Source organism: Streptomyces sp. NPDC051218 (assembly GCF_044455475.1).
GTDB lineage: Bacteria > Actinomycetota > Actinomycetes > Streptomycetales > Streptomycetaceae > Streptomyces.
The window spans coordinates 175,389-188,002 of sequence record NZ_JBITEU010000003.1 but is presented as its reverse complement, the minus strand read 5'-3'; the positions used below and the strand labels follow the sequence as shown (position 1 = coordinate 188,002).

Sequence of the window (12,614 nt, the reverse complement as noted above, 5' to 3'; positions counted from 1 at the left end):
AGCCGGTGATGACGCCCACCAAGGCCCCCGCGCCAGAGCGGGTTTTCGGGAAGGGGCGGGGTTGGGGAATGAAAACGCCCCTGCCCGCAGCCGCCTACGCCGCCGGCGCCGGGGGAATCAGATGCTGCGCCAGCCAAGACGGCACCCCGCCCATAAGGCGGAAAAGCCGCGCCGCCTCGGCCCGGAGGCGGCCCGCCTCCGGCTCCGGCTCCGCGTCGGCGAGCGCGGCCAGCGCGGGGGCCGTGCCGACCAAGTACCCGAGCTCCTCCCGAATCCGTAGCGACTCCGCGAACCCATGCCGCGCCTCCGCCAACTCGCCCTCCCGCAGGGCGAGTCCGGCCAGGTGGCGCCAGGTGAAGGAGAGCAGCAGAGGGTCGGAATGCGCCGTCGCCCCCGCATGCGCACGCCGGTAGGCGGCCCGTGCCGCCTGGGGCGAGTCCGAGATGTGCTCGGCGATCAGGCCCCGGCGGAAGTCGAGCAGAGGGCGCCCCGAAGCATTCGGGGCAAGGAGCGCCGCCGCCCGCCCCAGCGCCGTACGCGCCTCGTCCGCCCGGTCCCGCACGGCAAGGACCGTGGACGCGTACGCCAGTTGGCCGCGCTCGCACGCCGCCGCCCCGCGGTCCTCGTCCGCCACGGCCAGCGCCTCGGCCGTCCGCAGCCCGTCCTCCGCCTCGGCCCAGCCCTCTCCCGTGAACAGGCACCGCTCCACCAGGAGTGAGGTTCTCTGCAGTGCGGGCCCCGGGCCCTCCCGCGAGGCCAGCAGCGCTGCCGCGTCGGTCCAACAGCCGCGCGAGCGCAGCCGCCATACCGCGGTCTGGAGTGGATCGTCCCCTGCAGTCGTTCCGGAACCAGACATGGCGGTATGCGCCACGTTGCCCTCCCCGAGCACGCCATTGAGCTGTTGAGTCGTGGGCGCATCTCAGCATGGATCGGCGCACCCGGCCAAGAGGCTGGGTGAAAGAATTCACAAAGGGCGGGTCATGAAAGGTGTTCGACGCAGGCCGACCGTGTCAGCTCATGCGCAGTGCCAGGAAGAAATCGAGCTTGTCCTCGAGGCGCGAAAGGTCACGACCCGTCAACTGCTCGATACGCCCCACCCGGTAGCGCAGCGTGTTGACGTGCAGATGGAGCCGGGCCGCGCACCGCGTCCAGGAACCGTCGCAGTCCAGGAACGCCTCCAGCGTCGGAATGAGCTCGGCCCGGTGGCGCCGGTCGTAGTCCCGCAGCGGGTCCAGGAGGCGGGCGGTGAACGCCTTGCGCACGTCGTCCGGGACGAAGGGCAGCAGCAGGACGTGCGAGGCCAGCTCCTGGTGGCCCGCCGCGCAGACCCGCCCCGGCCGCGCCGCCGCGACCCGGCGGGCGTGCCGGGCCTCCTCCAGGGCGCCGCGCAGGCCCTCCGCCGAGTGCACGGAGGCGCTGACACCGAGCGTGAGGCGGCCATCGCCGTCGAGGCCCGCGGAGAGCGGCTCGCGGACGGACTCCAGGAGGGAATCGGCCAGCAGGCCCGTCTCCGAGCCGTCGTGCTCCGCGGAGACCGCGGGCAGCGGCACGAGTGCGATCGCCTCGTCACCCGTATGGGCCACCGCGATGCGGTCGGATGGTTCGGGCCCGGCCGACAGCGGGTCGACGAGGATCTCTTCCAGGAGGGACTGGGCCACCGGGCCGCCCTCGATGTCGCCGCCGTCCCACTCCACGCGGGCCACCACGACCTGCCAGTGCGGTGCCGCGCCGAGGCCGGGCAGCAGCACGGGGGCGGCGACCCGCAGGCGCGCCGCGATCTCCGCGGGGGCCGCGCCCGTCTGGACCAGCTCCAGGACCTCCTGGGCCAGCCTGCGCCGCACCGTGCGGGCGGCGTCGCGCCGGTCGCGCTCCACCGCGATCAGCTGCGTGACGCCCTGCAGCAGGTCGAGCCGCTCCTCGGGCCAGTCGCCCGCGTCGGCCTCGACCGCCAGGAACCAGTCGGAAAGGACCGTCTCGCGTACGTCGCGCAAGGCGGCCGTGCTCGCCGCGGCGGCCGCCGAAGCCGACGCCGCGGCCGGTCCGCGCCCACTGCTCCGAATGGGGAAAAGGGAGTACGTCGTGCCGTCCAACTGCACGCGATGCGGGCCCCTGCGCCCCGTACGGACAGCGGCCAGGTGCTCGCCCCCCAGGCGTGTGCAAACGGCGGCCGGGAGGGCGGGGCCCGCGGCGCTCGACCCCGCGATGGCGCGGCCCGCGGGGGACAGGACCCAGGCCCGCAGGTCCAGGTCGGAGCCGAGCAGGTCGAGGACGACGTCGGGGCCGCCGCCGGCGGGGCCCGAGGTCATCAGGCGGCGGTGGCGGTCCACGACGGCGGCCAGGTCGCCCGCCCGCTCGCCGGAGACCTGGCGGACGACGTGCTCGGTGATCGTCGCGAAGGCGACCGACTCGTTCACGGCGAACAGCGGCAGGCGGTGCCGCGCGCAGGCGTCGACGAGGTCGGCCGGGACGTCCCCGAGCTCGGCCTCACCCGCGGCCAGGGCCGCCACTCCGGCGCTCGCGAGGATGCGTACGAAGGGTTCGGTGTCCGAGGCGTCGCGGCGCCAGGCGAGGCCGGTGAGGACCAGCTCGCCACCGGCCAGATACCGGCTGGGGTCTCGCAGGTCCGTGGTCATCACACCGCGCACGGTGCGGTCGAGCTCGTCCTCGCCGCCGAGCAGCCGCAGGCCCAGCGCGTCGGTGTCAAGGAGTGCGCGCAGCCGCATGGTGGTCGCCGCCGATCTTGTCTCGAATGGGATGTACAGGCAGTTCGGGTCTGTCGACTCTGTGTGGTCGCCGACCGCCCCAGGCCCCTGTGTCCTGGGGTCCCTCCGGTTTCCGGGGGGAAGCCGCGAGGTTACTGAGGCTCGTTCTTCATACGAATCTACAAGACGCGCGCCTTGGCCAGCCAACTCCTTCATGGTTTCGGTGACTGACCCCATCGGACGGCGGAGCGGTGTACTTGGCCCAATCCGCGTTAACAGCACATGAACAAGCAGTCGAGAGGCCTCCGGCCCGACTTGGCTGGATCCTCTCGAACGAACGACCCAATACGAAGAAGAGAGCCTCATGGACTTCCTTCGCCCTGCCAGCTGGGAGGAGGCGCTCGCCGCCAAGGCCGAGCACCCGACAGCTGTGCCGATCGCGGGTGGCACCGACGTGATGGTCGAGATCAACTTCGACCACCGTCGTCCCGAGTACCTGCTTGACCTCAACCGCATCGCCGAGCTGCGCGAGTGGGCGGTGGGCGAGGAGACGGTCCAGCTGGGCGCCTCGGTTCCCTACACCACGATCATGGAGGAGCTGCGCACCGAGCTCCCCGGTCTCGCGCTCGCCTCGCACACCGTCGCATCCCCCCAGATCCGCAACCGCGGCGGCGTCGGCGGCAACCTCGGCACCGCGTCCCCGGCCGGTGACGCCCACCCGGCGCTGCTCGCCGCCGACTGCGAGGTCGAGGTCGAGTCCGTACGCGGCTCGCGCCTCATCCCGATCGACGAGTTCTACACCGGCGTGAAGCGCAACGCCCTCGCCCAGGACGAGCTCATCAAGTCCGTCCACATCAAGAAGGCGGACGGCCCGCAGCAGTACTCGAAGGTCGGCACCCGCAACGCGATGGTCATCGCCGTGTGCGCCTTCGGTATCGCCCTGCACCCCGAGACCCGGACCGTACGGACCGGCATCGGTTCCGCGGCCCCGACCCCCATCCGGGCGAAGGCGGCCGAGGAGTTCCTGAACGCGGCGCTCGACGAGGGCGGCTTCTGGGACAGCAAGAAGATCATCACCCCCTCGATCGCCAAGCAGTTCGCGGAGCTCGCCTCCGGTGCAGCCAACCCGATCGACGACGTCCGCGGCACGGCGAACTACCGCCGGCACGCCGTCGGCATCATGGCCCGCCGCACGCTCGGCTGGACCTGGGAGTCGTACCGCGGCCAGGGCCGCAGCACTGAGGGAGTCGCATAATGCGCGTGAACTTCACGGTCAACGGCCGTCAGCAGGAAGCCGACGACGTCTGGGAGGGCGAGTCCCTCCTCTACGTCCTGCGTGAGCGCATGGGGCTTCCGGGCTCCAAGAACGCCTGTGAGCAGGGCGAGTGCGGTTCGTGCACCGTCCGTCTCGACGGCGTGCCGGTGTGTTCGTGTCTGGTCGCCGCCGGACAGGTCCAGGACCGCGAGGTCGTCACCGTCGAGGGCCTCGCGGACTACGCGAAACACCGCGACGACGCCCACCCGGGCGGCGCCTGCGGCTCCGTCTGCGGCGGCACCAGCCTCCAGGAAGCCCGCCAGTGGCAGGCCAAGGGAACGGACGGCCAGACCGGCGAGGGCGGCGAACTCTCCTCCATCCAGCAGGCGTTCATCGACGCCGGTGCCGTCCAGTGCGGTTTCTGCACCCCCGGTCTCCTCGTCGCCGCCGACGAGCTGCTCGAGCGCAACGCCTCGCCGTCGGACGCCGACATCCGTGAGGCGCTCTCCGGCAACCTCTGCCGCTGCACCGGTTACGAGAAGATCCTGGACGCGGTCCGCCTGGCGGCCGCCCGTCAGGAAGAGACGGTCTGATCATGGCTGGAACCAAGACCACCACGGGCGCGCCCACCGAAGTCACCCAGAAGCACAACAAGGGCGGCATCGGCGAGTCCACGCTCCGCCCCGACGGCACCCTCAAGGTCACCGGCGAGTTCGCCTACTCCTCGGACATGTGGCACGAGGACATGCTCTGGGGCCAGACGCTCCGCAGCACCGTCGCGCACGCCGAGATCGTCTCGATCGACACCGTCGAGGCGCTCAAGACGCCGGGCGTGTACGCCGTTCTGACGTACGACGACCTGCCCGCCGAGATGAAGAACTACGGCCTGGAGATCCAGGACACCCCGGTGCTCGCGCACGGCAAGGTCCGGCACCACGGTGAGCCGGTCGCCCTCGTGGCGGCCGACCACCCGGAGACCGCACGCCGTGCCGCCGCGAAGATCGTGGTCGAGTACAAGGAACTGCCCCTCATCACCGACGAGGCATCGGCGACCGCTCCGGACGCCGTGCTCGTGCACGAGGGCCGCGACGACCACCACATCGGTCACGTCCCGCACCCCAACATCGTGCACCGCCAGCCGATCGTCCGCGGCGACGCCGACGAGGCCGCCAAGAAGGCCGACTTCATCGTCAAGGGCGAGTACACCTTCGGCATGCAGGACCAGGCCTTCCTCGGCCCGGAGTCCGGCCTCGCCGTACCGTCCGAGGACGGCGGCGTCGAGCTGTACGTCGCCACCCAGTGGCTGCACTCGGACCTCGACCAGATCGCCCCCGTCCTGGGCCTGCCCAAGGACAAGGTGCGCATGACGCTCTCCGGCGTCGGCGGCGCGTTCGGCGGCCGTGAAGACATCTCGATGCAGATCCACGCCTGCCTCCTGGCGCTGCGCACCGGCAAGCCGGTCAAGATCGTCTACAACCGCTTCGAGTCCTTCTTCGGCCACGTGCACCGCCACCCGGCGAAGCTCTACTACGAGCACGGCGCCACCAAGGACGGCAAGCTCACGCACATGAAGTGCAAGATCGTCCTGGACGGCGGCGCCTACGCGTCGGCCTCCCCGGCGGTCGTGGGCAACGCCTCGTCCCTGTCGGTCGGTCCGTACGTGATCGAGGACGTCGACATCGAGGCGATCGCCCTCTACTCGAACAACCCGCCGTGCGGCGCGATGCGCGGATTCGGTGCCGTCCAGGCCTGCTTCGCCTACGAGGCCCAGATGGACAAGCTCGCCGACAAGGTGGGCATGGACCGGGTCGAGTTCCGCCAGCTCAACGCCATGTCGCAGGGCACGCTCCTGCCGACGGGCCAGTCGGTCGACTCGCCGGCCCCGGTCGCCGAGATCCTGCGCCGCGTCAAGGCCCGCCCGCTGCCGCCCGAGCGCCAGTGGGAGTCCAGCGAGGGCGCCGACGTCCGCGCGCTGCCCGGCGGACTCTCCAACACCACGCACGGCGAAGGCGTCGTCCGCGGTGTCGGCTACGCGGTCGGCATCAAGAACGTCGGCTTCTCCGAGGGCTTCGACGACTACTCCACCGCCAAGGTGCGCATGGAGGTCATCAACGGCGAGCCGGTCGCGACCGTGCACACCGCGATGGCGGAGGTCGGCCAGGGCGGCATCACCGTCCACGCGCAGATCGCCCGCACCGAGCTCGGCGTCCAGCAGGTGACCATCCACCCCGCCGACACCCAGGTGGGCTCCGCCGGTTCGACGTCCGCGTCCCGTCAGACGTACGTCACCGGTGGCGCGGTCAAGAACTCCTGCGAGCTCGTCCGCGAGAAGGTCCTGGAGATCGGCCGCCGCAAGTTCGGCTCGTACCACCCCGCGTGGGCCACCGCCGAGCTGGTCCTCGAAGGCGGCAAGGTCCTCACCGACGGCGGCGAGACCCTCGCGGACCTCGCCGAGCTCCTGGAGGGCGAGAGCGTCGAGGTCGAGGCCGAGTGGCGGCACCGTCCGACCGTGGCCTTCGACCTGAAGACCGGTCAGGGCAACGGCCACGTCCAGTACTCGTTCGCCGCGCACCGCGCGGTCGTCGAGGTGGACACCGAGCTCGGCCTGGTCAAGGTCATCGAGCTGGCCACCGCCCAGGACGTCGGCAAGGCGCTCAACCCGCTCTCCGTGGTCGGCCAGATCCAGGGTGGCACCACCCAGGGCCTGGGCGTCGCGGTGATGGAGGAGATCATCGTCGACCCGAAGACCGCGAAGGTGCGCAACCCCTCCTTCACGGACTACCTCATCCCGACCATCCTCGACACGCCGACCATCCCCGTCGACGTACTCGAACTGGCCGACCCGAACGCGCCCTACGGCCTGCGCGGCATGGGCGAGGCCCCGACCCTCTCCTCGACCCCGGCCGTCCTCGCGGCGATCAGGAACGCGACGGGCCTGGAGCTGAACAGGACGCCGGTACGTCCCGAACACCTCACCGGTACCTGATCCCAAGATCTCTCCGGGCGGCGCGTGCCTCCCAACGGAACGTCACACTTCCCGTCGCCCGTGCCGCCCGGAGAACCCCAGTACCGCACCGCTCGCGGTCAGCGCAGTACCTGAGCAGTACCTGAGCAGCACCCACGCAGCACCCACGCTCTTCGGAGCCCCAGTTCGTCTCGGGCCGTCCCCCGGGTCGTGCAGCCAAACGCACCATCCCAAATCCCGCAGTCTCCACAGGCCCAACCCTTGTTCGATCAGCCTGTTGCGGGTGCCCCTATGAACCTTGGGAGTTAGGCACCATGACCCAGCAGTCAACGGAGCCGAAGACCACGGCAGCGGACGCCGGCAACGGCACGCGCGTCCCCGCCGGCAGGTCCTGGCTCGACCGGTATTTCCACATAACCCAGAGAGGGTCGACGGTCGGTCGGGAGGTGCGTGGCGGCGTCACCACCTTCATGGCGATGGCCTACATCATCCTTCTGAACCCCGTGATCCTCTCGGTCCCCGACGCCACGGGACACCGGCTCGACGGTGATCAGCTGACCACCGCCACCGTCTTCGCGGCGGCCGCCACCACCATCGTCATGGGCATCCTCGGCAATGTGCCGCTCGCCCTCGCGGCGGGACTCAGCGTCTCCGCCGTCATGGCCTTCCAGGTCGCCCCGGAGATGACCTGGGGCAACGCGATGGCGATGTGCATCATCTACGGCGCCATCATCATCCTGCTGGTCCTCACCGGCCTGCGGACCCTGATCATGGACGCGATCCCCCTGGCGCTGAAGCACGCCATCACCATGGGCATCGGCATGTTCGTCACGCTGATCGGCCTGGTCCAGGCGGGCTTCGTCACCTCCATGCCGTCCGAGCACGGCGACATGTACGCGAAGCCGATCCAGCTGGGCGTCGACGACAAGCTCATGGGCTGGCCCGTCCTCTGCTTCGCCGTCACCGTCCTGCTGATCTTCCTGCTCCAGGTCCGCAAGGTCCCCGGCGCGATCCTCATCGGCATCGTCGGCGGCACCGTCTTCGCGGCGATCGTCCACCAGGTCGCGGGCATGAGCCCCAAGGAGTGGGGCCTGAACGCCCCGGAGCTCGACGGCTCCGTCGCCTCGTCGCCCGACTTCGGCCTCTTCGGCGAGGTGTCCTTCAGCGGCATCGGCGACATCGGCGCCATCACCGTGGGTGTCATCGTCTTCACCCTGGTCCTCGCCGGCTTCTTCGACGCCATGGGCACCATCATCGGCATCGGCCAGCAGGCCAACCTCGCCGACAAGGACGGCAAGATGCCGGGTCTGAACAAGGCCCTGGCGATCGACGGTGCCGGTGGCGTCGTCGGTGGCGTCGCCGGTGCCTCCGGCCAGACCGTCTTCGTCGAGTCCACCGCGGGCGTCGGCGACGGCGCGCGCACCGGCTTCGCCAGTGTCGTCACCGGTCTCGCCTTCGCGCTCTGCCTCTTCTTCACCCCGCTCGCCCAGCTCATCCCGACCCAGGTCGCGTCCGCCGCCCTCGTCGTCATCGGCGCGATGATGCTGAGCAACGCCCGGCACATCGACTGGACCGACCAGGCCACCGCCATTCCGGTGTTCCTGACCACGGTCCTGATGCCGTTCACGTACTCCATCACGGTGGGTATCGCGGCCGGTGTCATCGCCCACGTCCTGATCAAGGCCGTCCAGGGCAGGGCCCGCGAGATCGGCTGGCTGATGTGGGTGCTCGCGCTCGTGTTCCTCGCCTTCTTCGCGCTCCATCCGATCGAGAACTGGATGGGCGTCAAGTAGCCCATCCTGGAATCACACACCCGTTAGGAGACGGACATGCTGGACATCGCCGCGGAGCTGAACCGGTGGGTCGAGCAGGGACGCGACTTCGCCGTCGCCACCGTGGTGGCGGTCGGCGGCAGCGCGCCCCGGCAGCCCGGTGCGGCCCTGGCCGTCGACTCCGACGGCACGGCGATCGGCTCCGTCTCCGGCGGGTGTGTGGAAGGCGCCGTCTACGACCTGTGTCAGCAGGCGCTCGAAGACGGCGAGAGCGTCCTCGAACGCTTCGGATACAGCGACGAGGACGCCTTCGCCGTGGGCCTGACCTGCGGCGGAATCATCGACATCCTCGTCACCCCGGTCCGCGCGGACTCCTCCGTGCGGCCGGTCGTCGCGTCTGCCCTCGCGGCGGCCGCGTCGGGTGAGGCCTCGGCCGTCGCCCGCATCACTTCCGGACCCGCGGACCTCGTGGGCCGGGCTCTTCTCGTACGCTCCGACGCCGACGCCCCTCATGAGGGCGGCCTCGGCGGACATCCCGAACTGGACCGCACCGCGGCGGGCGAGGCCCGCGCGATGCTGGACGCGGGGCGCACCGGCACGGTGGAGATCGGTGAGGACGGCTCGCGCTGCGGGCAGCCGCTCACGCTCCTCGTCGAGTCGAGCGTCCCGCCGCCCCGCATGATCGTGTTCGGCGCGATCGACTTCGCGTCGGCGCTCGTCAAGATCGGCAAGTTCCTCGGTTACCGCGTGAGCGTCTGCGACGCGCGGCCCGTCTTCGCCACGGCGGCCCGCTTCCCTGACGCGGACGAGATCGTCGTCGAGTGGCCGCACAAGTACCTGGAGCGGACGGAGACCGACGGCCGCACCGTCCTGTGCGTCCTGACGCACGACGCCAAGTTCGACGTGCCGCTGCTCGAACTCGCCCTGCGTCTGCCGGTCGCCTACGTGGGCGCCATGGGATCGCGCCGCACACACGAGGACCGCAACAAGCGGCTGCGCGAAGTCGGCGTCAGCGAGCTGGAGTTGACCCGGCTCCGCTCGCCCATCGGCCTCGACCTGGGGGCGCGTACCCCGGAGGAGACGGCCCTCTCCATCGCCGCGGAGATCGTCGCGAACCGGCGGGGCGGCAGCGGGGTCTCGCTGACGGGCGCGCACACGCCGATCCACCACGAAGGCGGGCGGCGCCCGGCCGGACGCATCGGGTCGGTGGCCTGACGTCCCGGGTCGGGCAGTTCCAGGGGTTCATGACATGCGCCTGCTACGTTGCGTCACATAATGCCCATTATGTGACGCAACGGGAGCGTTCGTGAAAGTCGCCTGCGTCGGTGGCGGGCCCGCCGCCCTCTACCTCTCGATCCTGCTCAAGCGGCAGGACCCGTCCCACGACATCACCGTCCACGAGCGCAACCCGGCCGGGTCCACGTACGGCTGGGGCGTCACCTACTGGGGCGGCCTGCTCGACAAGCTCCGCGCCGGCGATCCCGAGTCCGCGCGCGCCATCAGCGAGCACTCGGTCCGCTGGAGCGACGGCGTCGCGCACGTCGGCGACCGCAGAGCCGTCCACCACGGCGACGAGGGCTTCGGCATCGGGCGCCACCGGCTCCTCGACATCCTCACGAGCCGGGCCCGGTCGCTCGGCGTACGCGTCGAGTTCGAGCGGGAGATCACCGACGCGGCCCAGCTGCCCGACGCGGATCTGATCGTCGCCGCCGACGGCGTCAGGAGCGCCCTGCGCGAGCGCCACACCGACCACTTCGGAGCCGAGGTCGCGCTCGGCCGCAACAAGTACATCTGGCTCGGCACCACCAAGGTCTTCGACTCCTTCACCTTCGCCTTCGTGGAGACCGCGCACGGCTGGATCTGGTGCTACGGCTACCGCTTCAGCGACGAGCGGAGCACCTGTGTCATCGAGTGCGATCCGCGGACCTGGACGGGCCTCGGCCTGCACGAGGCGAGCGAGGCCGACGGCCTGGCCCTCCTGGAGCGGCTCTTCGCGGGGCCCCTGGACGGGCATCGCCTGACCGGCCGCACACGCGCCGACGGCAGCGCGCAGTGGCTCAACTTCCGGACGCTGACCAACCGGACGTGGCACCGCGGCAACGTGGTCCTGCTCGGCGACGCCGCCCACACCACGCACTACTCGATCGGCGCGGGCACGACGCTCGCCCTGGAGGACGCGATCGCCCTGGCGGACGCGCTGCGGGGGAGCGGCGCCTCGCGGGGGAGCGACGCGCTGCGGGGAGACCCGCAGCTGACTCCCGCTCTCGCGCGCTACGAGCGGGAGCGGCGCTCCGCCCTGCTCTCCGTGCAGAGCGCGGCGCGCTACAGCGCCCAGTGGTACGAGAACCTGCCGCGCTACATCGGCCTCGACCCGGCCCAGATGTTCGCGCTCCTCGGCCAGCGCCACTCCCCGCTGCTCCCGCACGTCCCGCCGCAGCTGTACTACCGGATCGACCGCGCCGCCGAGCAGTTGGAGCCGTTGCGCAGGATGAAGCGCTGGCTGGGTCCGAGGGTGGCCCGCACCCTGCACGGCCGTTCGCGCCCGCAGACTTCACGGAGCTGAGCCGCGGCGGGCCGGGTCACGCGTACGGGCGCGGCGGGGGAGCGGTGAGCAGGCCGTCCACCGCCCGTCCGAACATGCGTCGCGCGGCGGCCCGGAGTACCCCGTCGAAGGCCCGCGGCAGCCACCGCACCCGCAGTTCCTCCCGCCAGACGACCGCCGAACCGGCAGTCCCCGGCCGGGCGGACACCTCGATCTCCGCCCACCCCGTCACGAACGAACCCCGCTTCTCCAGTCGGCACATGCCCCCGCCTTCCGCGGCGGGGCGCCACGTCACGACCTCCATCACGTCGTCGAACCCGACGGGCCCGAGACCGCTGCGGGCGACGAACACCGTGCCCTCGCCGCTGGGCGGGGGCGTGCGGACGGTGATCCGCGTCAGCGGCACCACATCGGCATGCCGCTCCCACGTGGTGAGCCGGCGCCAGACCTCGGCGGCGGGCAGAGATGATTCCCGGTCGATACGGAAGAGAGCCACACGACGATCCTGCCAGGGCTAGGGGCGGTAGACCTTCCCCGGCTCGGCCTTGCCCGGCGCGAGCAGCTGCGGAACCGTCACGAAGACGTAGCCGCGCTTCTTCAACGCGTCGATGATGCCCGGCACCGCGGGCACCGTCCCCTTGTAGATGTCGTGCAGCAGGATGATGCCGTCCCGCTTGGTCTGATCGATGACGCGCTTTCGGATCAGTACGGAGTCGTTGGTCGTGTAGTCCTTGGCGGTAACGCTCCACAGGACCTCCGAGAGGCCTTCCTTACGCGAGATCTCGTTGACGTCGGGGTTGGTGCGGCCTTGCGGCGGGCGCATCAGCGTCGGCTTGTGGCCGGTCAGCTTCTCTATCGCCTCGTCGGTCCTGCGCAGTTCCTCGCGCGCCTCGTCCGGCGTGATGTCGGTGAGGATCTTGTGCGACCACGTGTGGCTCGCCACCTCGTGCCCCTCGGCGGCCATGCGCTTCACCAGTTCGGGGCGCTCGGCTATGTGGTTCTTGCCGAGCAGGAAGAAGGTGGCAGGCACCTTCTCCTCCTTGAGGATGTCGAGCAACCGCGGCGAGTTCTCGCTCGGCCCCGCGTCGAACGTCAGGGCCACGCACTTCGCCTTGCGGCAGTCGACCGTTCCCAGCTTCGCCTGACGCTCGACGCTCACGGCCGCCGCGTCCTTGCGGACGGAACTGGGCGCCGTCGTGTCCACCTTCGTGCATCCCGTCAGGGCGACGGCCATGACCGCGGAGGTCATGGCCGTCATGGACGCGGCTCGACGGAACGCCGGGGTGGATCTCTTCATCTTGTTATGTGCAGCAGGCATGGCGAGCACTATACATAGCATGTATAAACGCTATGTATATACGGGGTGCATAGAGGGGCG

10 protein-coding genes are annotated in these 12,614 nt (G+C 70.6%); 6 read left to right on the top strand and 4 right to left on the bottom strand.

From position 1 onward, the window contains the following. Window positions 1-94: 94 nt before the first annotated feature. Both ACIBCK_RS11905 and ACIBCK_RS11900 read right to left on the bottom strand, forming a co-directional pair. Window positions 95-856, bottom strand: a complete 762-nt coding sequence (locus ACIBCK_RS11905; RefSeq protein ID WP_399389223.1) for a hypothetical protein — start codon at window positions 854-856, stop codon at window positions 95-97. Between the two features lie 154 nt (window positions 857-1,010). After that, entirely contained in the window at window positions 1,011-2,723 is a 1,713-nt protein-coding gene (locus tag ACIBCK_RS11900) for a PucR family transcriptional regulator (RefSeq protein ID WP_399389221.1), read from the bottom strand. 343 nt (window positions 2,724-3,066) lie between these two features. Between ACIBCK_RS11900 and ACIBCK_RS11895 the strand changes: the two genes are divergently transcribed. The 6 genes from ACIBCK_RS11895 (at window position 3,067) to ACIBCK_RS11870 (ending at window position 11,257) form a co-directional block, all read left to right on the top strand. Continuing rightward, the gene (locus ACIBCK_RS11895; protein ID WP_399389220.1) at window positions 3,067-3,957 is read left to right on the top strand and encodes an FAD binding domain-containing protein; all 891 of its coding nucleotides are present in this window, start codon (window positions 3,067-3,069) and stop codon (window positions 3,955-3,957) included. Further along, window positions 3,957-4,550 carry a (2Fe-2S)-binding protein gene (locus tag ACIBCK_RS11890; RefSeq protein ID WP_367045984.1) on the top strand — a complete coding sequence of 198 codons (594 nt, stop codon included), beginning with the start codon at window positions 3,957-3,959 and terminating at the stop codon, window positions 4,548-4,550. The genes ACIBCK_RS11895 and ACIBCK_RS11890 overlap by 1 nt, the downstream gene beginning before the upstream one ends. Before the next feature lie 2 nt (window positions 4,551-4,552). Then, window positions 4,553-6,943, top strand: a complete 2,391-nt coding sequence (locus ACIBCK_RS11885) for a xanthine dehydrogenase family protein molybdopterin-binding subunit (protein WP_399389218.1) — start codon at window positions 4,553-4,555, stop codon at window positions 6,941-6,943. A gap of 293 nt (window positions 6,944-7,236) precedes the next feature. Further along, window positions 7,237-8,715 carry an NCS2 family permease gene (locus ACIBCK_RS11880; RefSeq protein ID WP_399389217.1) on the top strand — a complete coding sequence of 493 codons (1,479 nt, stop codon included), beginning with the start codon at window positions 7,237-7,239 and terminating at the stop codon, window positions 8,713-8,715. A gap of 36 nt (window positions 8,716-8,751) precedes the next feature. Further along, window positions 8,752-9,909, top strand: a complete 1,158-nt coding sequence (locus ACIBCK_RS11875) for an XdhC family protein (protein ID WP_399389215.1) — start codon at window positions 8,752-8,754, stop codon at window positions 9,907-9,909. A gap of 91 nt (window positions 9,910-10,000) precedes the next feature. Then, a complete protein-coding gene (locus tag ACIBCK_RS11870) occupies window positions 10,001-11,257 on the top strand; it encodes an FAD-dependent monooxygenase (protein WP_399389214.1) in 1,257 nt (418 codons plus the stop codon). 16 nt (window positions 11,258-11,273) lie between these two features. On the opposite strand, the gene ACIBCK_RS11865 is transcribed toward ACIBCK_RS11870, so the two are convergent. Next, window positions 11,274-11,732 carry an SRPBCC family protein gene (locus ACIBCK_RS11865; RefSeq protein WP_399389212.1) on the bottom strand — a complete coding sequence of 153 codons (459 nt, stop codon included), beginning with the start codon at window positions 11,730-11,732 and terminating at the stop codon, window positions 11,274-11,276. 18 nt (window positions 11,733-11,750) lie between these two features. Continuing rightward, window positions 11,751-12,554: a polysaccharide deacetylase family protein gene (locus ACIBCK_RS11860; RefSeq protein ID WP_399389210.1), complete on the bottom strand. Its 804-nt coding sequence runs from the start codon at window positions 12,552-12,554 to the stop codon at window positions 11,751-11,753. Window positions 12,555-12,614 lie beyond the last annotated feature (60 nt).